General features: G+C 55.6%; 28 protein-coding genes. 9 read left to right on the top strand and 19 right to left on the bottom strand.

Features of this window, described 5'->3' with window-relative positions; all coding sequences use genetic code 11:
• The 9 genes from HAP95_RS11425 to tatC form a co-directional block, all read left to right on the top strand.
• On the top strand, window positions 1–773 hold a 773-nt coding region (locus tag HAP95_RS11425; protein ID WP_215884332.1), incomplete at its 5' end, for a pyridoxal phosphate-dependent aminotransferase.
• Entirely contained in the window at window positions 770–1,369 is a 600-nt protein-coding gene (hisB, locus tag HAP95_RS11420; protein ID WP_215884331.1) for an imidazoleglycerol-phosphate dehydratase HisB, read from the top strand. The genes HAP95_RS11425 and hisB, both read left to right, overlap by 4 nt.
• Window positions 1,366–2,031 (top strand): imidazole glycerol phosphate synthase subunit HisH, encoded by a 666-nt coding sequence (gene hisH / locus HAP95_RS11415; protein WP_215884330.1) that lies wholly within the window; start codon window positions 1,366–1,368, stop codon window positions 2,029–2,031. Before hisB ends, hisH begins: the two co-directional genes overlap by 4 nt.
• A gap of 39 nt (window positions 2,032–2,070) precedes the next feature.
• Window positions 2,071–2,799 carry a 1-(5-phosphoribosyl)-5-[(5-phosphoribosylamino)methylideneamino]imidazole-4-carboxamide isomerase gene (gene hisA / locus HAP95_RS11410; RefSeq protein WP_215884329.1) on the top strand — a complete coding sequence of 243 codons (729 nt, stop codon included), beginning with the start codon at window positions 2,071–2,073 and terminating at the stop codon, window positions 2,797–2,799.
• A 4-nt stretch (window positions 2,800–2,803) separates the two neighbouring features.
• A complete protein-coding gene (hisF, locus tag HAP95_RS11405; RefSeq protein ID WP_215884328.1) occupies window positions 2,804–3,565 on the top strand; it encodes an imidazole glycerol phosphate synthase subunit HisF in 762 nt (253 codons plus the stop codon).
• 75 nt (window positions 3,566–3,640) lie between these two features.
• Entirely contained in the window at window positions 3,641–4,333 is a 693-nt protein-coding gene (hisIE, locus tag HAP95_RS11400; protein WP_215884327.1) for a bifunctional phosphoribosyl-AMP cyclohydrolase/phosphoribosyl-ATP diphosphatase HisIE, read from the top strand.
• 75 nt (window positions 4,334–4,408) lie between these two features.
• On the top strand, window positions 4,409–4,633 hold the full coding sequence (tatA, locus tag HAP95_RS11395; protein WP_193651180.1) for a Sec-independent protein translocase subunit TatA: 225 nt from the start codon (window positions 4,409–4,411) through the stop codon (window positions 4,631–4,633).
• Between the two features lie 6 nt (window positions 4,634–4,639).
• A complete protein-coding gene (tatB, locus tag HAP95_RS11390) occupies window positions 4,640–5,038 on the top strand; it encodes a Sec-independent protein translocase protein TatB (RefSeq protein WP_215884326.1) in 399 nt (132 codons plus the stop codon).
• Window positions 5,039–5,166: 128 nt separating this feature from the next.
• On the top strand, window positions 5,167–5,988 hold the full coding sequence (tatC, locus tag HAP95_RS11385) for a twin-arginine translocase subunit TatC (RefSeq protein WP_215884325.1): 822 nt from the start codon (window positions 5,167–5,169) through the stop codon (window positions 5,986–5,988).
• 132 nt (window positions 5,989–6,120) lie between these two features.
• On the opposite strand, the gene HAP95_RS11380 is transcribed toward tatC, so the two are convergent.
• The 19 genes from HAP95_RS11380 to HAP95_RS11290 all read right to left on the bottom strand — a co-directional run.
• Window positions 6,121–6,417, bottom strand: coding sequence for a type II toxin-antitoxin system RelE/ParE family toxin (locus HAP95_RS11380; protein ID WP_215884324.1), 297 nt, complete (start codon window positions 6,415–6,417; stop codon window positions 6,121–6,123).
• Window positions 6,407–6,649 (bottom strand): CopG family ribbon-helix-helix protein, encoded by a 243-nt coding sequence (locus tag HAP95_RS11375; RefSeq protein ID WP_215884323.1) that lies wholly within the window; start codon window positions 6,647–6,649, stop codon window positions 6,407–6,409. Before HAP95_RS11375 ends, HAP95_RS11380 begins: the two co-directional genes overlap by 11 nt.
• Before the next feature lie 319 nt (window positions 6,650–6,968).
• Window positions 6,969–7,112, bottom strand: a complete 144-nt coding sequence (locus HAP95_RS11370) for a hypothetical protein (protein ID WP_215884322.1) — start codon at window positions 7,110–7,112, stop codon at window positions 6,969–6,971.
• A gap of 12 nt (window positions 7,113–7,124) precedes the next feature.
• On the bottom strand, window positions 7,125–7,376 hold the full coding sequence (locus HAP95_RS11365) for a hypothetical protein (protein WP_215884321.1): 252 nt from the start codon (window positions 7,374–7,376) through the stop codon (window positions 7,125–7,127).
• Window positions 7,377–7,457: 81 nt separating this feature from the next.
• Window positions 7,458–7,661 carry a PIN domain-containing protein gene (locus HAP95_RS17520; protein ID WP_226832741.1) on the bottom strand — a complete coding sequence of 68 codons (204 nt, stop codon included), beginning with the start codon at window positions 7,659–7,661 and terminating at the stop codon, window positions 7,458–7,460.
• A gap of 16 nt (window positions 7,662–7,677) precedes the next feature.
• The gene (locus tag HAP95_RS11355; RefSeq protein WP_215884319.1) at window positions 7,678–7,866 is read right to left on the bottom strand and encodes a type II toxin-antitoxin system VapC family toxin; all 189 of its coding nucleotides are present in this window, start codon (window positions 7,864–7,866) and stop codon (window positions 7,678–7,680) included.
• Window positions 7,863–8,141, bottom strand: a complete 279-nt coding sequence (locus HAP95_RS11350; protein WP_215884318.1) for a type II toxin-antitoxin system Phd/YefM family antitoxin — start codon at window positions 8,139–8,141, stop codon at window positions 7,863–7,865. Before HAP95_RS11350 ends, HAP95_RS11355 begins: the two co-directional genes overlap by 4 nt.
• 81 nt (window positions 8,142–8,222) lie before the next feature.
• Entirely contained in the window at window positions 8,223–8,696 is a 474-nt protein-coding gene (locus HAP95_RS11345) for a hypothetical protein (RefSeq protein ID WP_215884317.1), read from the bottom strand.
• Entirely contained in the window at window positions 8,693–9,967 is a 1,275-nt protein-coding gene (locus HAP95_RS11340; protein WP_215884316.1) for a dihydroorotase, read from the bottom strand. Before HAP95_RS11340 ends, HAP95_RS11345 begins: the two co-directional genes overlap by 4 nt.
• Window positions 9,960–10,958: an aspartate carbamoyltransferase catalytic subunit gene (locus HAP95_RS11335; protein ID WP_024893458.1), complete on the bottom strand. Its 999-nt coding sequence runs from the start codon at window positions 10,956–10,958 to the stop codon at window positions 9,960–9,962. Before HAP95_RS11335 ends, HAP95_RS11340 begins: the two co-directional genes overlap by 8 nt.
• On the bottom strand, window positions 10,955–11,464 hold the full coding sequence (pyrR, locus tag HAP95_RS11330; protein ID WP_215884315.1) for a bifunctional pyr operon transcriptional regulator/uracil phosphoribosyltransferase PyrR: 510 nt from the start codon (window positions 11,462–11,464) through the stop codon (window positions 10,955–10,957). The genes HAP95_RS11335 and pyrR overlap by 4 nt, the downstream gene beginning before the upstream one ends.
• On the bottom strand, window positions 11,461–11,892 hold the full coding sequence (gene ruvX / locus HAP95_RS11325) for a Holliday junction resolvase RuvX (RefSeq protein ID WP_215884314.1): 432 nt from the start codon (window positions 11,890–11,892) through the stop codon (window positions 11,461–11,463). Before ruvX ends, pyrR begins: the two co-directional genes overlap by 4 nt.
• Complete coding sequence (locus HAP95_RS11320) at window positions 11,885–12,445, bottom strand: YqgE/AlgH family protein (protein ID WP_215884313.1); 561 nt, start codon at window positions 12,443–12,445, stop codon at window positions 11,885–11,887. The genes ruvX and HAP95_RS11320 overlap by 8 nt, the downstream gene beginning before the upstream one ends.
• Window positions 12,446–12,512: 67 nt before the next feature.
• Window positions 12,513–13,451 (bottom strand): glutathione synthase, encoded by a 939-nt coding sequence (gshB, locus tag HAP95_RS11315; protein WP_215884312.1) that lies wholly within the window; start codon window positions 13,449–13,451, stop codon window positions 12,513–12,515.
• Window positions 13,451–14,758, bottom strand: a complete 1,308-nt coding sequence (gene gshA / locus HAP95_RS11310; RefSeq protein WP_215884311.1) for a glutamate--cysteine ligase — start codon at window positions 14,756–14,758, stop codon at window positions 13,451–13,453. Before gshA ends, gshB begins: the two co-directional genes overlap by 1 nt.
• On the bottom strand, window positions 14,755–15,927 hold the full coding sequence (locus HAP95_RS11305; protein WP_215884310.1) for a citrate synthase: 1,173 nt from the start codon (window positions 15,925–15,927) through the stop codon (window positions 14,755–14,757). The genes gshA and HAP95_RS11305 overlap by 4 nt, the downstream gene beginning before the upstream one ends.
• Window positions 15,928–16,100: 173 nt before the next feature.
• Entirely contained in the window at window positions 16,101–16,472 is a 372-nt protein-coding gene (erpA, locus tag HAP95_RS11300; RefSeq protein WP_010640694.1) for an iron-sulfur cluster insertion protein ErpA, read from the bottom strand.
• A 115-nt stretch (window positions 16,473–16,587) separates the two neighbouring features.
• Window positions 16,588–17,061, bottom strand: a complete 474-nt coding sequence (locus HAP95_RS11295; RefSeq protein WP_215884309.1) for a phosphate-starvation-inducible PsiE family protein — start codon at window positions 17,059–17,061, stop codon at window positions 16,588–16,590.
• A 4-nt stretch (window positions 17,062–17,065) separates the two neighbouring features.
• A partial coding sequence (locus HAP95_RS11290; protein WP_215884308.1) for a dihydrolipoyl dehydrogenase family protein occupies window positions 17,066–19,177 on the bottom strand: 2,112 nt, incomplete at its 5' end.

Genomic DNA, 19,177 nt, shown 5'->3' with positions numbered 1-19,177 from the left:
CCGCCGTGGCAGGAACAGGACGGCCGATCATGGCGGTTGATCCCAGTTTCGTCATGTATCGCCTGCTCGCCGAGCAACTGGGACTGCCCTTCGTCGGCGTGCCCCTGGATGCGGAATTTCGGCTGGATTTGCCCGCCATGCTCCGGGCTATCACCGAACACCAGCCCGCCATCGTGTTTCTCGACTGGCCCAACAACCCCAGCGGCAGCCTGTTCCCGGAAGCCGACTTGGTGGCCATTATCCAGGCAGCTCCTGGTCTGGTGGTTGTGGATGAAGCCTATCATGCCTTCAGTCAAACCACTTTTGCCGGGCGACTCGGACAATATCCCAACCTGCTGTTGTTGCGTACGCTTTCCAAAGAAGGTCTGGCAGGACTCCGCCTCGGCATGCTGGCAGGGCCATCCGCCTGGATTCAGGAACTGGACAAATTACGTCTGCCCTACAATATCAATATATTGACCCAGCGCAGTGCCGCCTTTTACCTCCAGCACAGCACCGTACTCAATGAACAGGCGGATATTCTGCGCGCCGAACGAGACAAAATGTTCAAGGCCATTGCTGCCATGAATCTGCCAGTCTGGCCCAGCGCTGCCAACTTCCTGCTTTTTCACACACCCGGGAAAGCGGCGCAAGTCTATTCAGGCCTGAAAAACGCTGGGATATTGATCAAAGCCTTTACAGGCCACCCCCGTCTCGGCGACTATCTGCGGGTAAGTGTCGGCAAACCTGCCGAAAACAGCCGTTTTCTCTCCGTACTGGAGTCATTACTGTGAAGCCTCGCCAAGCTGAAGTCGAAAGAAACACCCTTGAAACCCAGATTCGCGTCCAGATCAATCTGGATGGCTCGGGACAGGCAGATCTGCATACTGGCCTGCCTTTTCTCGACCACATGATTCATCAGATTGTGCGTCACGGGCTTTTTGATCTGAGCATTCAGGCTCAGGGCGATCTCGACATTGATGCCCATCATACGGTCGAGGACATCGGCATCACTCTGGGTCAGGCTTTCGCCCAGGCAGTGGGAGACAAATCCGGCATCCAGCGCTATGGACACGCTTATGTGCCTCTGGACGAAGCCCTGTCACGGGTGGTTGTGGACCTTTCCGGCCGCCCGGGCTTGGTGTTTGCCGTAGAATTCCCGCGTGCCCAGGTCGGCGGCTTTGATGTGGACCTTTTCTATGAGTTTTTTCAGGGATTCGTCAACCACGCCATGCTCACCCTGCATCTGGATACCTTGCGCGGCCGTAATACCCACCACATTGCCGAAACCCTGTTCAAGGCCTGTGGTCGCGCCCTGCGCATGGCGGTCAGCCCCGACCCCCGCATGGCCGGTAATATCCCCAGTACCAAAGGAACCCTGAGCCTATGAACGGCACCAGGGTGGGCATTATTGATTACGGGATGGGAAACCTCTATTCCGTAGCCAAGGCCGTGGAATACCTGGGCGGTAAAGCCGTTGTCAGTGATCAGGTAAGTGAACTGGCCACTACGGATCGCATTATTTTCCCCGGTGTTGGTGCCTTCGGGGATTGTATGGCGGCATTGGAAGCGCGCGAACTCAGCGATTTTGTCCGGGTGGCTGCCCAGACCCGCCCTTTTCTGGGCATCTGTCTGGGCATGCAGATGCTGATGGATAGTAGTGAAGAACATGGCGAACATGCGGGTCTTGGCATCCTGCCGGGCCGCGTCATCCCCTTTCCCGAAGAAGTCCTGCACTGTGCCGATGGTCGTCGTCTGAAAATCCCGCATATGGGCTGGAATGAGTTGCATCAACTGGTGGATCACCCGCTGTTCGCTGGCGTTCCTCAAAATGCCCAATTTTATTTTGTGCATTCCTATTACGTGGAGCCTTCTGCACCGGAAATCCTGGCGGCTTTCAGCGATTACGCTTTTCCCTTCTGCGCAGCAGTCGCGGCGGACAACCTTTTTGCCATGCAATGTCACCCGGAAAAAAGTGGCAGCGCCGGCCTACGCCTGCTCGGCAATTTTCTTGCCTGGGATGGAGACTGCGGCTCCCAATGTGCCATCTAAGCTGATCTTGCTGAAAAATTTTTTACGGAGGATGTTGTCATGCTGTTGATTCCGGCCATCGACCTTAAAGGCGGCAGTTGTGTGCGCTTGCGCCAGGGACGAATGGAAGACCATACCATTTTTTCTGATGATCCCGTGGCCACCGCCCAGCGCTGGGTAGATGGTGGCGCAAAACGTCTGCATATTGTTGATCTGGATGGCGCCGTACAGGGTGAGCCGGTCAATGCCAAAGCCATCGCTGCCATTTGCGAACGCTTTCCAGACCTGGAAATTCAGGTTGGCGGTGGCATCCGCAGCGAAGAACAAATTGAAACCTACATCCAGGCGGGGGTACGCTATGTCATTATCGGCACCCAGGCAGTCAAGGCACCGGGCTTCGTCCGCGATGCAGCCGTCAGCTTCCCCGGCCACATCATGGTCGGCATTGACGCCCGGGATGGTAAGGTAGCCACCGAAGGCTGGTCCAAGCTTTCCCGCCACGACCCCGTGGATCTTGCCCAACATTTTGCCGCTGATGGCATCGAAGCCATTATTTACACCGATATCAGCCGCGACGGCATGTTGAGTGGACCCAATATACCCGCCACGGTAGCACTGGCGCAGGCCGTCCCGGTCCCGGTCATCGCCTCGGGAGGCATTGCCGACCTCGCCCAGGTGCTGGCTCTCAAAGACCACGAAGACGACGGAGTAATGGGGGCCATCACCGGCCGGGCGATTTATGAGGGAACACTGGACTTTGCCAGTGCCCGCGCCCAGGCCGAGGCTTAGGGAAATGCTTTCAAGGCGCATCATTCCCTGTCTGGATATTGACCATGGCCGCGTCGTCAAAGGCGTCCAGTTCGTCGCCCTGCGCGATGCCGGTGACCCGGTAGAAGTTGCCAAGCGCTACAACGACGAAGGCGCCGACGAGCTGACTTTTCTCGATATTTCAGCCAGTTATGAACAAAGGGGCACCCTGGCAGAGGTGGTTTCGGCAGTTGCTGCTCAGGTATTCATCCCCCTGACCGTCGGTGGCGGGGTGCGCAGCGTCGAAGATATCCGCACCCTGCTGCTGGCAGGTGCGGACAAAGTCAGCATCAATAGTGCGGCCGTCAAGGAACCAGAACTGGTGCGTGCGGCCGCCCGGCGTTTTGGCAACTCCTGCATCGTGGTCGCTATTGATGCCAAACGCGTCGATGACCACTGGGAGGTGTTTACCCATGGGGGCCGTCATTCCACGGGTCTTAATGCCATCACCTGGGCGCAACAGATGGCGGACTATGGCGCCGGAGAAATCCTGCTGACCAGTATGGATCGGGACGGAACCGGTGTGGGATTTGATCTGGAGCTGACCCGCGCCGTCAGTGATGCGGTTCCGGTTCCGGTCATCGCTTCGGGTGGCGTCGGTGCCATTGAACATTTTGCCGAAGGCATTGTGCAGGGTCATGCCGACGCCGTACTGGCCGCCAGTGTCTTTCATTTTGGGCAGTTTCGCATTGCCGAAGTCAAAGCCGAAATGGTCAAAGCCGGTATTCCCGTGCGGGAAAGCATCTGAAAACGCCGGGTGTGCATCCAGCATCAGGCATATTGCGTAATCAATAAAGACACATACTTCGGGGGATTATGCGGCATGGGTGATAACCAGTACAACGCTCTCCTGGCAGCCGTACGCTGGAATTCCGATGGACTGGTTCCGGCCATTGCCCAGGATGCCCGCAGCGGTCGGGTCCTGATGCTCGCCTGGATGAATGCCGAAGCCTTAACAGCCACTTTGCAGGACGGGATGGGCACCTACTGGTCACGTTCCCGGCAGGCCCTCTGGCGCAAGGGCGAAAGCTCCGGCCATTTTCAGCATCTTGTCGATCTGCGCCTGGATTGTGACGGTGACACGCTACTGATGCGGGTTATCCAGGAAGGGCCTGCCTGCCATACCGGCGAGGCCACCTGCTTTTTTCAGGGAGCGCCCGGTGCCGAGGGCTGGCAGCACCAGACTCCGCCCCCAGGCAGCATTCTCGACAGCCTGCAGAGCACTTTGCATCAACGTCGGCAGGCTGATCCCGGCCAGTCCTACGTCGCGCAACTGCTCCATGGCGGCCAGGACCGGATCCTGAAAAAAGTGGGCGAAGAAGCCACTGAATTTGTGTTGGCCTGCAAAAATCATGAGAAAAAACCGATAATTGCCGAAGCTGCCGACCTGCTGTTTCACCTGATGGTGGCTCTAGAGGAACAGGATTTGCATATAGATGATGTCCTCGCTGAACTGGCGAAACGCGAAGGAATTTCCGGCCTGGATGAAAAAGCTGCACGGCGTCCGCTGGCTTGACGCAACAGAATTTTTTTTCTATGGTCAAAGAGTTAGGTTGTAGCGCATAGCCCTTTCGGGGCAAGGAGAGCAGTGATGGGCGCTTTTAGTATCTGGCATTTGGTTATTATTTTATTGATTGTTGTAGCCCTGTTCGGCACCGCAAAACTGCGCAATGTCGGCTCGGATCTGGGCTCTGCAATCAAAAGCTTCCGTTCTGCCGTCAAGGAAGAGGAAGAAGAGAAAAAGGATGCGAGCATCGGTCATACCATTGATGCCAGCGTTCAGCCCAGTAAAGAGCACGAAACCGTTAATCGTTGATCTCGCATGTTTGATTTCAGCTTTGGCGAACTGGCACTTCTGGGCATTATTGTTCTGCTGGTTGTCGGCCCGGAAAAAATGCCTGAAATGGCTCGAACTGCAGGCAAGTGGTACGGTGCCATGCGCCGTACCATGACTGGTCTGCGTTCTGAAGTAGAGCAGCAGCTATTGCTGGATGATTTGCGTAAAGAAGCAGACAAATTGCGGGATTATGCCAACGAAGAAATTCTACCGGGTGACATAACAGCCTCTGCGTCGCTTCGGGAAACCCGTGCCAATGAGCTTGCCTCCGAAGCATCCCCTCCACAAGAAAGCGGGCCAAGGCAAACGGAACTCGATATTGATGTCGTGCCAACGGCCATACATTCAGATGACCTGCCTGGCCCGGAAGATCGCCTGCATTGATGGCCGTTCCCTACTGCTGATGGAGTAGTTATTTTCACTTTTCCCGGTATGCCTTCTATCCCTCCGTACGGTCTGGATGGTTGCACACACATTTTTTTTTGTATTCCGCCTGAGGAAATTGTTTAACCATGGAGAAACTGGCGGAAAACACTTTTATTGGTCATCTGCTGGAACTGCGTCGCCGGGTACTGGTTTCCGTCATCGCCATTTTTGTTGGTTTTCTCGTTTCCTATCCCTTTTCCAAAACCATTTATAATATTCTTGCTGCCCCCCTGATTGCGGTTCTGCCCAAAGGCAGTCACCTGATTTACACCAGCCTTCCCGAAGTATTTCTCACCTATATTCAGTTGTCCCTGATTTCAGGATTTGTGCTGGCACTGCCCGTAGTGCTTTATCAATTCTGGGCTTTTCTGGCTCCGGGCTTATATGAACATGAACGCAAGGCATTTTTCCCCCTCATTTTCGCTTCGATTTTTCTGTTTATAGGCGGAATGCTCTTTGCCTATTTTGTGGTGTTTCCCAATGCGTTTCGTTTTTTTACCAGTTTTTCTGGTTCAGATATCACCGCCATGCCGAAAGTGGATAGTTATCTGTCCCTGATCGTCAAGTTTTCCCTGGCCTTTGGCCTGGCCTTTCAAATTCCTATTTTGATTGTCGTGCTGGTACGCATCGGCATTCTCAAGGTTGCGACGTTACGGCGGAGTCGGCGCTATGCGTTTTTAGTGTGCGCCATCGCCTCAGCTATCCTCAGCCCCCCCGATGTCATGTCTATGGTGCTGCTCCTCATCCCCATGTACATGCTCTTCGAATTGGGCTTGTTCTTCGCAGGGCGTATCCGCATACCTCAGCCCGTCGAAGAAAATACTGAAGAAGAAACCCCTGAACGCAGTGCTGCCGACGAAATGGATGCGGCAGAGGAGAGTTTCCGGAAGAAGGATGACGAGGAGTAGTAAAAATTAGACTTCAGCGGTATCAATTGGTCGCGACCAACCAGTGGGACACCCTGTGAGCAATGCCGACAAGACCATGACATGGATAGGGAAAGCGCCAAGGTGAAAAAAGTGGCACTCGGCTTCATCTTTTCAATCGGAACCTGACCACCTACGCGGAAGTTTTTGCCTGCTGTGAAATACCCGTAATATTTCCACGGCATCATCTCGCACCCGATAAGGGAGAATGTACGGGTGATCCGTCATCACTAATTCCCTGGTTCCAGAAACCCGCCCAGGCCTGCCCATGGCCGGATAGGTGCCTAACAGGCCTGTGCACTGGTGTACTGCAGCCATGAATTGCTGCGCGGCCTGTGGGCTGTAGGTAGCGATATAGGCCGCTTCATCATCAAGGTCACGCAACGCTTTCCGAACAAACTTAATCTGCACGCGAAGCCCATTTGTCGAACACAGCCGCAACTTCCTCTGTGGTGGCAAAATCTCCGGCATCAGCTTCTGCAAGCCCAGCATGAATCTGGGATACCTGCCATTGCTCCCTTTCCAGGTACTCTTTGATAGCCTCCATAGCCAACCAGGACCGGCTACGTCCGGTCATTTCCGCCAACGATTCCAAATCATGCTGAACGGCTTCTGGCACTCTGATAGTCAATACAGACGACATGATGCACCTCCATGCTCAATGTATGACTAAGTATACATAAAATACGACACAACATGAATGGGGTCTGAAGTCCAATGGACCGAAAACTTATGCGAAACCTTAATACGCTTAAGTCGCGTGAAAATAACATAAAAAAATCAAATTTATGGGCATACACTCTCGGAGTGATACCGATCGGGTTACCTCCGTGCAGGATACCCTGGATCATTTACGACAAACTAGAGCCATCCAATCTGGTGTCGGGCACCCAGAACCAAATGTTTCAATCCACGCCCGACTTATTAGTCGGGCGATATTATCCAATGAATGGAGCGCGTCCTCAAAATGGCAGTGCAACTGCATCCCGCACCTGAGCATGTAAAGCGGGCAGGTCATCAGCCTCGGTAAAAATGTCCATACCAACAGCGCTGGCTATAAAGCCACCTTCCGGAGCTTCTTCAACGACAAAGTGGAGTTCGGACATGGGGCTTCCTCCTCATATTTTACGAAGCAGCGTAACCCCTGATGGCACTTCTGCGTCATTCACGAATACTTCGTAACCGGCAAAGCTGCGCGGGACATCGGCGGTACGTGTTACATGAATGCGCTCAAACAGAGTATATGCTGACGCATTTCCCAATTGAGAATCGTGCCGAAACACATATAAACCCCGTAAGGCACGCACATCAAGGAAATCCTGACACATCCAGGCGCAGGCGACGGACGGAGCCATCACGTTGTAGCTCACCGTTTCCACCTTCATTTCCGGGCGGGTGAAGAAGGGCCAGAGAGTTCCAGACAAAAGGTTTTCAAGTGCTTCTCCTCCATGTCAGATGGCCAGTATTTGAACGTTACCGACCTTACCGTACTCTCTGATTTTGCGGTCAGCCGTGACTAGACGCAGACCATGAATGCGCGCCGCTGCAATGAGGAACCGGTCGGCTGGATCTCCGTGCGGACCGTCGGGGAGCTGGGTGCTCTCCAATGCTGTTTCTGCGTCGAGCGGCAGCAGGCGCAAACCCGGAAAATCCAGGGCGCGTCGTATCCAGTCACCGAAAGGCTGATTTTTCTTTGGCGCAAAGCATTCCTATCTCCCACACGCTGATGGAGGAAACATGGAGGCGGTTACCTAGTCTCGCCTGGTCAATGGCAGCCAGTACGGCAGATGGTAATTGCCCCTTGCTGCCTTCTGCGTACCAGACCCAGGCGTGCGTATCGAGTATTAAAGCATCGCTCATTTTTTGCCTTCGCCGGGTCGCAAGCTGGTGTAGAGATCATCTTCATCGCTATTTTCCGCTGACCACAGCTCGTCCAGAGGGGCGAGGATATCTTCATGGATCGTGACGGTGCCCTTCATATAACCAAACATGCTTTTTGGCGTTTCATCGACGATAGGAACCAATTTGACCAATGGTTTGCCACGCTTGCTGATAACCAAAGGCTCGTGTGTTGTAGCGACTTCATCCATCAGTTTCAGACATTTAGCTTTGAATTCGGAGGCGTTAATGTTCATGACCCACTCCATATGACCACTATCGATGGTCATCTTAGAGCGCCCTGTGCCGAAGAGCAAATGGCAACGCGCTGCAGCGCCTCAGGTGATGAGATGGCCTGCCTGCATCGGTTTACCCTCAGGCAGCAATCCAATCTGCTCGTCGTAAAGCCAATCGCTCAACTGCACGAAGAGCCCTGGCATAATTTCTTCGATATCGCCTTGCCCAAGCAGTTGCATGGCTTGCGAGCGATGCAGATTGAAGGTGTAGCGTTGCAGTTTCCGCATCAGCCAGTGCTGCGGACCTTCTTTGCGCAGGGTGTCCAGCCACTTATCGATGCTGTCATCCTGTCCGTCACTACCGAGGTAACGCACAATAATGGGTGCGCTATCTTCGTCCTCAATAAGGCGGAATTTTTCAGCAGCACTACGGAAATTAACGGCCAGTGCCGCAGGCGGGTCCGCCTCCAGAGACTCTGCCAACTCCGCCCGACTGTCGGTGTTATCGAGGCGCGCCTGTAAACCACCGAACCAATCTTCATCCTGTGCGGCATGGGCAATGGGTTTATAATTCACGCCCGAAACACCACCCGCCCCTCCACCAGGGTATAGCGCACCCGCCCACGCAAATCCCATTGCGCATAGGGCAGGTTGCGGCCCCGGCTGGCTCCGGATGCGGGATTGAGGGTAAATGCCGCTTCCGGATCAAACAGGCACAAATCCGCCGCACTGCCGACTTGCAGAGAAGGCACCGGCAAGCCCAGCGCCTGAGCAGGACCGGTGCTGAGTAATTGCAGCGCAGCCATTAAACTCAGCAAGCCATCGTCCACCAAACGCAAAGTCAGCGGTAACAACCACTCCACCGCACTGATGCCGAAGGGGGCCTGGATAAAGGTCATGCTCTCGCGGTCTACCCCCCAGGGACTATGATCGCTGCTGATGGCTGTGACATCGCCCCCGGCCACGGCTCGGCGCAGGGCATCCCGTTCTGCCAAAGAGCGCAGCGGCGGCAACACTTTGGCATGGACGTTGAAAAACCCCACGTCCTGCTCACTGAGCAGCAGGTGGTGGATGCTGACCCCACAGTGCACCGCCTCGCCACGCTGCCGGGCGGCTTTTACCGCAGCAATAGCTGCACCCGTACTGAGATGGGGAAAAAACAGGGGACAGCCGCTCAGTGCCGCAATGGCTATATCCCGCTGGATGCCCACCTGTTCAGCCACGGCCGTGCGCCCTGGAAGGCCCAGCCGCATGCTCAATCCGCTTTCGTTCATCACGCCGTGAGCAGCCAGTTCGGAGTCTTCCGGGTGGAGCATTACAGGCAGTCCGAAATCAGCCGCGTAGCTCAGGGCCAGACGCAGCAGGGCAGCGCTACGGATAGGCTGCTTGGCCTGACTGAATACTCGCGCCCCTGCGTCCAAAAGTGCCGTCATTTCACTTAAGGCTTGCCCCTGCAAACCCGTTGTCAGGGCAGCGCTGACCTGCACCCGCGCCAAGGCCAGTTTTTCAGCCAGCAGTTGCTGCTCCTGGAGGACGGCAGGGGTATCGGCAACGGGCTGGGTATCCGGGCGCAACACGACCTGAGTCACGCCACCCGCCACTGCGGCCTGCAACTCGCTGGCCAGATCACCATCGCGTCCATGACCGGGACTATGCGCCTGTAGACTGCTTTCGATGAGCCCCGGACAAGCTACCAGCCCTGTACCGTCCAGAATTTCTTCCGCCTGAAAATCTTCAGCAATAGCACCGCGTATAGCGATTTTTCCAGCGACGATAGCCAGGTCGGTTACCGCATCAAAACCATCGCTGGGGTCCATAACGCGGACATTGCGGATGATTCTATGCATGGTTTTCGCCTCCGCCCGCAGCACCCGCCAGGAGCGTCAATACCGCCATACGCACTGCGAGACCGTGTGCAACCTGTTGCAAAATCACAGCCTGATGACCGTCCGCCACTTCCGACGCAATTTCGACGCCACGATTCATGGGTCCCGGATGCAGGACCAGCGCATCAGGCTGCGCCCACTGTAAGCGCTCCGGAGTCAGGCCAAAGCGGCGATGAAATTCATCCAGACTAGGCAGACGATGGGATTCCATACGTTCCTTCTGCAATCGCAGGGCACAAATGACATCGACACCCCGTAATCCCGCCTGCAAGTCGTGGTACACATGCACCCCCAGCGCGGAGAGTTCTTTGGGAACCAGGGTTTGCGGTCCGATGACCCGGATTTCCGGGCAACCGAGAATCGACAAGGCATGAATCTGCGAACGCGCCACCCGCGAATGCAGGACATCACCAACAATAGCCACGACCCGGTCTTCAATGGGTCCGGCCAGACGCCGAATCGTGAATACGTCCAGCAAGGCCTGGGTCGGATGGGCATGCTGGCCATCACCTGCATTGATCACCAGCGCCGAGTCTCCCAGATGCCGGGCGATCAGATGAGCGGCTCCGGCTTCCGGATGGCGAATCACAAAACCATCCACCTGCATGGCCATGAGATTATCCACCGTGTCGATCAGGGATTCGCCCTTACTGGCACTGCTGGTACTGACCGCAATATTCAAAACATCTGCAGAGAGGCGCTTGGCGGCCAGCTCAAAGGTGCTACGCGTGCGCGTGCTGTTCTCAAAAAACAGGTTGACGATGGTTTTGCCCCGGAGCGTCGGGGTTTTTTTGACGCTCCGCTGAGCGATGCTGAGGAAGGATTCGGCCGTATCCAGAATCTGCAGCATTTCGGGTTCACGCAGCCCTTCGGTATTGAGCAGATGGCGGAGGCGACCCTGGGCGTCATATTGAGGATTACCATCACCAAAACGGAAAGTGGAAAGGCTCATGAAGCCGTCCTTGGCGATGTCAGCAATTCCAGACGCAGCGGATCGGGGCCCCGGAGTTTGATTTGTCCACCCGCCGCAGCGTTGAGGCGCAGGGCAGCAATGTCGGCCGCCACCGGGACTTCGTGCCCACCGCGATCGACCAGTACGGCCAGGAGAATGTTTGCCGGTCGGCCATAATCAAATATTTCGTTCATGGCAGCGCGGATGGTACGCCCCGTATAGAGCACGTCATCCACCAGAATGATGGAGCGACCATCCACAGCAAAGGGAATATCCGACGCCCGCACCTGCGGGTGCAGACCAATCTGACTGAAATCATCCCGATAAAAAGAAATATCCAGCTGCCCCAGCGCCGTTTTCAGCCCCAAAGCGCGGTGCAGCGCCTGGGCTATCCAGACACCACCCGTAAATATACCAATCATGGCGGTCTGCTCCGGGTCCACACGCGGGCGCAAATCCCGAACCATTCCTTCCAGCAGTGTTGTCACATCCCAGTCTGCATTCATTGCATGGCTCCGACATCCTGAAAAGTCTGGAGAATTTCACAGGCAGCGGCCTGATCCAAAAGCCCGGCGCGCTGCTTTGCGGAAAGCGCCCGTTCTTTCAGCATCCATTCGGCCGCGTGGCTACTGAGGCGTTCGTCCACCCAATGCACCGGCAGGGGGAAACGGCGCTGCAGACTCCTAGCAAAATTGCGCACCCGGCGCACCATCAAGCCTTCACTACCGTCCATGTTCAGGGGCAAACCCAGAACTACCGCGCGCGGTTGCCAGTCCTTGAGGATGCGTGCGAAGCTCTCCCAATCCGGGCCACTCTCGCCATTGCGCAGGGTAGCTACACCCTGCGGCGCCCATCCGGATTCGCCCAATATGGCAATACCAATACGTCTTTCGCCAAAATCAACCCCCAGAAGCGGCCCGGAGCCCTCAGGCATGGCCCGCAGCACCGCTGAGCAGGCGCATATCCACACCGAGCGAGCGCGCGGCGGCCTGCCAGCGTTCACTGGCGGGCAACTCAAACATGACCTGCATATCCAGCGGACCGTGCAACCAGGAATTTTCTTTCAGCTCTTCTTCCAGTTGCTGTGCGCCCCAACCGGCATATCCCAAAGCCAACAGATAACGCTGGGGTTCCTCATGCTGGGCAATGGCTTGCAAAATATCGGGAGAGCTGGTCAATGCCAGGTCCTCGTTCAGCTCCAGACTGGAAAGCCATTCACCCTTGGGCGAATGCAAAATAAAGCCGTGTTGCGGCTGCACCGGTCCACCCCAATACACCGGGCGATGAATCATTTCTTCGGAAGGCTGGATATCTACGGCCTTGAGGGCTTCGGACAGATTGATATCCACAAGACGATTGATGACCACGCCCATGGCACCGTCGGGGCCATGCTCGCAAACCACAATCACCGTTCGGTCAAAAATACCGTCATGAAGCGCCGGCATGGCAATGAGCAGATGATTTTTAAGTGAAGAGAAATTCGTCATACTGCCTATCATACGGGTTTTCGATGAAAAACGGCAGATTGTATTCCCGACTGTGCCAGCTCAGCCATTACTGTCCTTGTTCCAGACGTTGCCAAAGCAGCTCGGCGGCATCCACAGCAAAAAAGCGACGAATCTCCCGCGCCCCGGTGGGACTGGTGACGTTGATTTCGGTCACAAAGCCGCCAATCACATCCAGTCCGACAAAAAGCAATCCTGCAGCACGGAGAGCTGGCCCTATTGCCGCACAAATATCCTGATCCCGCGCACTCAGCTCGGCGGCTACGGCCGTAGCCCCTGCTACCAGATTTCCGCGAAAGTCTTTTTCAGAAGGCACCCGCAACATGGCGCCAGGCACCGCCACGCCGTCCACCAGAATAATGCGCTTGTCCCCTTCACGTATGGCCGGAATATAGCGCTGGGCCATGACATAATGCTGCCCCCAGGCCGTCACGGTTTCGAGGATGCTGCCCACATTGCGGTCCTGCTGATGCAAGTAAAACACCCCTTCGCCGCCGCGCGCAGAAAGGGGTTTGACTACCACCTCGCCATGCGCGGCCAGAAAAGCGCGCAGGTCACCCAGATCACGACTGACCAGAAAAGGCGGGAGAAACTCGGGGAAATGCAAGGCATATAATTTTTCATTGGCATTACGCAGGCTCACCGGGTTGTTCACCACCCAGGTTCCGGCGTGTTCCAGCAGATAGCAGGCGGTCAGATATTCCAGATCGACCGGAGGATCCTTGCGCATCAGCACCACGTCCATATCTGCCAAGGGCCGCTCTTCAACGGCAGCCAGCGTCGCAAAGTCGGTACTTTCATCCTGCACCGTCACCGCCCGCAGGCGTGCCCAGACCTTGCCATCGCGCATAAACAAATCCGGCAGGCCAAAAACCCAGCACTGGTGCCCCCGTGCCTGCGCCGCCAGGAGCATGGCGAAAGTGCTGTCTTTGGCGGGTTTGATCCCAGCTATGGGATCCATAAGAATGGCTGCTTTCAACTGGGTCATCACTCGATACTCCGGATTTGCTGCCGACGCCAATCGGCCATTTCCCGGGCCGCCGCCACCAGGGTCAGGCGGGCAATGACGCCATAGGCATAGTAACGGTTTACCGGAGCATCGGGCGGCGACTTCCGGCAAGGCAGTACGCAAGGCTCACCAAAGGCCATGGGCTCAAAATGCGCACCGGGGGCATTCAGGTTTTCATCGCGACCTCGCCCGGTATGCACCCGGTAAAAGCCGCCCAGCACCTGCTGACCCACCATATAGACCACCGGCTCAGCCACCGCTTCCTCGGCAGTCTGCTCAAAGGTATACACCCCTTCCTGAATAAAAACGTCACTCACTGGCAGGCCTTCCTTACTTTTAGCCATGCGCGTGCGTTCCTTGCGATTGAGATCCATGAACTCTTCACCGGAGTAAGCCGTCATGATACCCATGCCATAGGTGCCCGCATCGGCTTTGACAATCACAAACGGACGCTGGGTAATACCATAATGGGCGTAGCGCTCGCGGGTCAGTTCCAGAACCGCATCTACATTGGCGACCAGGCAATCACGACCTTCGGCACGCATGAAATCAATACCCTGACAACGCCGGAAAAACGGATCAATCAACCAGGAGTCGATATCAATCACTTCCGCCAGTTCATGCGCGGCGGCACGATAATGGGCAAAGTGCTGGGACTTCCGCCGCGAGCGCCAGCCCGCTGCCAGAGGCGGTGATATGGGCTGTTCGAGATTCTCCAAAATTTCCGGTACGCCGCCAGAAAGATCGTTATTGAGCAAAATCAGCTGGGGATCAAATCCTGCCGCCTTTAAGCGTCCGGCTTCACGAAAAATAGGCTCCAAAAGCAGGGAATTACCAGAAGGTAAATCATAAGCGGTGCGCTCTTCCAGTAAGAGCGAACCCACCCGTACTTCAAGTCCGGACATTTCCAGAAGCTCTCGCAATCTGGCCACATTTTCCAGATAAAACAGGTTGCGGGTATGATTTTCAGGAATGAGTAGCACGCGCTCCAGGCCCGGATGATACTGATTCAGATGGTGCTGAATGGCCGATACATAGAGCGATGAAAATTCAGGATTCAGATTATTGAAGCCTGCCGAAAACAGATTGGTATCCACCGGTGCCAACTTGAACCCGGAGTTGCGCAAATCGACGGACGCGTAAAAGGGCGCCGGGGTTTTTTGAAACTGGCCTCGAAACCAGCGTTCAATGGCCGATTGACCGGCAATCAAATGCCGCTCAATATCCAGCAAGGCCTCGGTACGTTCCGTAGCGAGGAAGGGAATATTTTGTAAAACTTCTGTCATGCCTGTGCCTGATTCCTTTTGTCCAGCGCTACATAAGCCCTTGGGCTTGCACCATTGTAAACCTGGGTGGGCCGAAATATCCGGTTGTCTGCCAGCTGTTCCCGCCAGTGTGCCAGCCAACCTGCCGAGCGCGCCATGGCAAATATGGGCGTAAACAAATCGGCCTTGATTCCCATTTCGTGATAAAGAACACCAGAGTAAAAATCGACATTGGCATGAATTCCCTTGGGGCCGAGGCGATCAGTCGCCTGCTTTTCGACCTCAATGGCAATCTCAAAAAGCTGGCTATGCCGCAAATGCCCATTGCTGGCCAGTTTTTCCATCATTTCTTTCAAAATGGCCGCACGAGGATCGCGGGTTTTATACACCCGGTGACCAAAGCCCCAGATTTTTTCCTTATTGGCCATTTTGGCGTCCAGATAGACACCCACCTTGGCCACACTGCCAATTTCCTCCAGCATCTCAACCACCTTCTGATTGGCACCGCCGTGCAAGGGGCCCGCCAGCGTACCAATCGCACTGCCAATCACATGGTAGGGATTGGTAAGCGTAGAACCGGTGACCAGCACTGCAAAGGTACTGGCATTGATGGTATGTTCGGCGTGAAGAATCAGACAGGTGTCGAGGATTTTCGCCAGTGCCGGATTAGGCTCCTTACCGGAAATCATATACAGAAAATTGGCGGCATGATTCAGATCAGTACGCGGCACGATGGGATCATTGCCGAAACGCATCTGCTCCCACATGGCGACGATGGTGGGCATCCGGGCGATGATGCGCATTGCCATGGCATCCAGATGCGGAGTGTTTTCGCGCTCGGCATCGGACAGCTCTTGCTGCGGATAAAACATCCCCAGACTCGCCACGGCACAATGCAGCATATCCATGGGATGCCCGGTTACCGGCATGAATTTCATGATTTCCCGGACGTTGTATTTGACTTGCCGATGACTGCGCAGCCCCTCATCAAAAGCTTTGAGATCTGCACCATCCGGAAGTGCGCCGTCCAGCAAAAGCAGGGCCACCTCTTCAAAACTACTATGGGCTACCAGATCATCAATAGCGTAACCACGATAACTCAGCAAGCCTGCCACACCATCTATGTGAGAAATACTGGAGTGCGTTGCCGCCACGCCTTCCAGACCGGGAGCCACGTTCGTATCCGCCATGCCGAACTCCTTGTTATTCTGGTCAGTAATGAATCCAACTGTCACGGGGCAACTACCCACGCACAGTTACTGTCCTGATCAGGACAGCAAAAGCCTGAGTATCATCATAACGCGCTGGAAAAATAAAAGGGAGGCCATGAGCCTCCCTTGGAGAAATTCTTATCTCTGCAAATTCAGGCAGAGAAAGAAGATCCGCAACCACAGGTGGTGGTCGCATTCGGGTTCTTGATCACGAACTGGGCGCCTTCCAGGCCTTCGCTGTAATCAATTTCAGCACCAACCAGATATTGGTAACTCATGGGATCAATCAGGAGGCTGACACCAAACTGATGCACTTCCGTATCACCCTCATTCATATTCTCGTCAAAGGTAAAACCGTACTGAAAACCGGAACAACCGCCGCCTGTCACAAAAACTCGCAGCTTGAGGTCTTCAGAGCCTTCCTCTTCTATCAAAGAAGTAATTTTATCCGCCGCGTTTTGCGTCAGGGTCATTACCGGAGGAATGGAATCCAGATTGGTCATTGTTTCAGTTGCTGTGCTCATTGTGCATAACTCCATGCGCTGCAGCGCGTTGTTCAGTGAATACCCGACCATTTTGCTCGCTTTTTCGGGGCAGCGTCAAGTTGCCCGGACAATTTTCGGGACGGATATGGCCGTCTCAGTCTCTTTCGGGGTTCTTCGGAGCGTACTGAACAGCGACAACCCGGGCACCGACCAGCACCGCAAGAAGCACTGCCGTTGCGATCAGATCCATGGGTCCGAGACGATGGGCATAAAGGCCGATAAACAATTCCCGCAAGACAAAAACAATAGCCACTTCCGACAGCACCCGCAAGCGAATGCGGTGAAACTCCAGGTAATCGGTAAACGTCCGGAATAGTTCAATGAGCACAAATACCGACAGCACATCAGCCACCAGGCCCTGAATGGCCGCTTCTTCCCGAAAGGACAGGATGGTTGCGTACACGTCCCAGACCACCCCCACCACGGAGGCCAGCAAGGTGATCAGCATGACAAATATCAGCACCACCACGATGAGGTCGAGGAATCTTTCATAAAAGCGCAGGATGCGTGCGCGCATCCCACTGATACCTACTGCTGGCTGCGATTCCTCAACATCCGGCTTAGCCAACTTGTCAGCCTGCTGCCCGTGCCGAGCGCCGCAAGCGCGACAGCAAACGTCTGGCCATTTCTCCGAACAACTCAGTCTGGGTGGGATGCGGATGAATAGCCTCAGCCACCTGTTCCAGTGTCAACCCGGCACTGACCATCATGACGGCCTCGCCCACCAGCAAATCAGCGTGATCGGCAAGGAAATGCACACCGACAATGCGGTGGCTGACCTTGTCGGCCACCATTTTGATGAGGCCATCGGTTTCACCGGTCATCATGGCCTTGGCATCAATACTCATGGGCACCTTGACCTCAGTCACATCCATGCCTGCAGCCTTGGCCTGCTCCATGGACAGACCAACGAAGGCGCACTGTGGCCGGGTAAATGTCACACCACTATCTTTGGCGGCATCATATTGAGCCGCATGACCCAGCAGGTTGGCAGCGGCTACCCGACCCTGCTGACCCGCCGTGTGCGCCAGCATGTAACCACCCACCACATCACCTACCGCATAAATATGCGCCACGCTGGTCTGACCGGTGCTGCTCGCCGCAATCGCGCCCCGCTCAGCAAGAGTCACGCCTGCTGAGGACAAATTCAGCGCGCCGGTATCAGGACGTTTGCCGGTAGCCACCAGCAGAAGATCACAGGCATGATGAGTGACTTCTTCACCAAGCTGATAACGGATATCCAGAGCTCCAGGCTTACCGGTAACTTCCTGCACTTTGACGTCAGTCAGAACCTGCAGACGCGGGCTGTTGTGCGCCAGCGCCTTCATCAACTGCTCGGAAACTTCCTTTTCCATTTCCGCCACCGGTCGCGGCAGCGCCTCCAGGACCAGCACTTCGGCGCCGAAATCATGGAACATCTGCGCCATTTCCATACCAATAGCACCCGCGCCAATGACGCAAAGCCGCTTGGGGGGTTGGGCCAGATCCCAAACAGTATCCGAGGTGACTGCCGCACCACTTTTCAAGGCTTCCTGAACGCCGTTAATAGGCGGCACAAAGGCGGGAGCGCCGGTAGCAATGACACAGGCCCCAAAACGCAAACTGCGCGCGTCTTTACCGCTGATTTCGACGCTGTGCTCACCGGTAAACCGCGCCGTGCCTTCGAGTACCTGAATTTTCATGCCTTGGTCGGTTTTCAGGGCCATTTCTCCGCGTGCCTGCAAGATGCCCCGACGATGTTTTTCCAGTTGCGCCCAGTCCAGCTTCGGCGTACCCATTTGCAGCCCCATGGCGGCATCATGTTCCCGATCACGAATCCGGTCCGCTGCAGCACGCCAGGCTTTGGAAGGAATGCAACCGCGCCACAGGCATTCTCCGCCGGGATAGGGGGCATTATTGACCATGGCTACCTTGACACCGTTTTCTACGAGTTCCCGGGCGCAATCCTCGCCGCCCGGTCCGGCGCCAATGACCAGCACCTGAACATCATAATCGCCTTCGGGAATGGGCGAGGCAGCGGCCCCTAGCCAGCCTTCCGGATGTTCAATGGCTTTTTTGAGATCTTTCAGAAAGAGTGCTGCTTCGGCACCATTGACCACCCGATGATCTGCCGTGATGGTAATGGGCATGCCTTCCGGACTATTACCGGCAATGGCAATAATGGCGGCCGTCCCCGGCGTGACAATGGCATCAAACTGGCTGATGCCATACATCCCCATATTCGAAATGGTGAAGGTGGGGTGCGTATATTCGGGAGGACTCAAACGCCGCTTACGCGCTTTTTCCACCAGCGGCGTCCATTCACTCTGGAGTTGCGCCAGGTCCTTGCCCTCCACCGCGCGCAACACCGGAACCACCAGCCCGCCGTCTTCCGTCGTCGCGGCGATGCCAATATCATGCTGGGCACGCTCCACGATTTTGTCTGTCGGCTGATAAGCGGCATTCACCAGAGGATGCTTGGTCAACGCCTGGGACGCGGCCTTGGCGATAGCCACAGTCAGCGACACTTTGTGCGCTTTGGCAGCGCGCATCAGAGCTTCGGGTTTAACCTTCACGGTGACATGAAATACCGGAATACTCAGGGAGGCCACCATGGCCTGACTGATGGCCTTTTCAATGGCGCTCATCGCCCGCCCTTCTCCAGGCACGGCAGGTTCAGAAACTCGGGCGCCCGTCGTGGCGGG

It is taken from the genome of Acidithiobacillus sulfurivorans (genome assembly GCF_018853815.1).
GTDB lineage: Bacteria > Pseudomonadota > Gammaproteobacteria > Acidithiobacillales > Acidithiobacillaceae > Acidithiobacillus > Acidithiobacillus sulfurivorans.
Note: the sequence above shows the minus strand (reverse complement) of the source record. Positions and strands in the feature narration are given on the sequence as shown.

Excerpts from the sequence above, each read along its gene's own strand:
- HAP95_RS11370 (WP_215884322.1), bottom strand. The coding sequence starts at position 7,112 with ATGTCCGAACTCCACTTTGTCGTTGAAGAAGCTCCGGAAGGTGGCTTT.
- hisIE (WP_215884327.1), top strand. The coding sequence starts at position 3,641 with ATGGGTGATAACCAGTACAACGCTCTCCTGGCAGCCGTACGCTGGAAT.
- tatC (WP_215884325.1), top strand. The coding sequence starts at position 5,167 with ATGGAGAAACTGGCGGAAAACACTTTTATTGGTCATCTGCTGGAACTG.
- HAP95_RS11340 (WP_215884316.1), bottom strand. The coding sequence starts at position 9,967 with ATGCATAGAATCATCCGCAATGTCCGCGTTATGGACCCCAGCGATGGT.
- HAP95_RS11355 (WP_215884319.1), bottom strand. The coding sequence starts at position 7,866 with ATGAGCGATGCTTTAATACTCGATACGCACGCCTGGGTCTGGTACGCA.
- hisF (WP_215884328.1), top strand. The coding sequence starts at position 2,804 with ATGCTTTCAAGGCGCATCATTCCCTGTCTGGATATTGACCATGGCCGC.
- HAP95_RS11375 (WP_215884323.1), bottom strand. The coding sequence starts at position 6,649 with ATGTCGTCTGTATTGACTATCAGAGTGCCAGAAGCCGTTCAGCATGAT.
- HAP95_RS11320 (WP_215884313.1), bottom strand. The coding sequence starts at position 12,445 with ATGACGAATTTCTCTTCACTTAAAAATCATCTGCTCATTGCCATGCCG.
- pyrR (WP_215884315.1), bottom strand. The coding sequence starts at position 11,464 with ATGAATGCAGACTGGGATGTGACAACACTGCTGGAAGGAATGGTTCGG.
- hisH (WP_215884330.1), top strand. The coding sequence starts at position 1,366 with ATGAACGGCACCAGGGTGGGCATTATTGATTACGGGATGGGAAACCTC.
- hisA (WP_215884329.1), top strand. The coding sequence starts at position 2,071 with ATGCTGTTGATTCCGGCCATCGACCTTAAAGGCGGCAGTTGTGTGCGC.
- HAP95_RS11350 (WP_215884318.1), bottom strand. The coding sequence starts at position 8,141 with ATGAACATTAACGCCTCCGAATTCAAAGCTAAATGTCTGAAACTGATG.
- tatA (WP_193651180.1), top strand. The coding sequence starts at position 4,409 with ATGGGCGCTTTTAGTATCTGGCATTTGGTTATTATTTTATTGATTGTT.
- ruvX (WP_215884314.1), bottom strand. The coding sequence starts at position 11,892 with ATGCCTGAGGGCTCCGGGCCGCTTCTGGGGGTTGATTTTGGCGAAAGA.
- gshA (WP_215884311.1), bottom strand. The coding sequence starts at position 14,758 with ATGACAGAAGTTTTACAAAATATTCCCTTCCTCGCTACGGAACGTACC.
- gshB (WP_215884312.1), bottom strand. The coding sequence starts at position 13,451 with ATGACCCAGTTGAAAGCAGCCATTCTTATGGATCCCATAGCTGGGATC.
- tatB (WP_215884326.1), top strand. The coding sequence starts at position 4,640 with ATGTTTGATTTCAGCTTTGGCGAACTGGCACTTCTGGGCATTATTGTT.
- erpA (WP_010640694.1), bottom strand. The coding sequence starts at position 16,472 with ATGAGCACAGCAACTGAAACAATGACCAATCTGGATTCCATTCCTCCG.
- HAP95_RS11305 (WP_215884310.1), bottom strand. The coding sequence starts at position 15,927 with ATGGCGGATACGAACGTGGCTCCCGGTCTGGAAGGCGTGGCGGCAACG.
- HAP95_RS11335 (WP_024893458.1), bottom strand. The coding sequence starts at position 10,958 with ATGAGCCTTTCCACTTTCCGTTTTGGTGATGGTAATCCTCAATATGAC.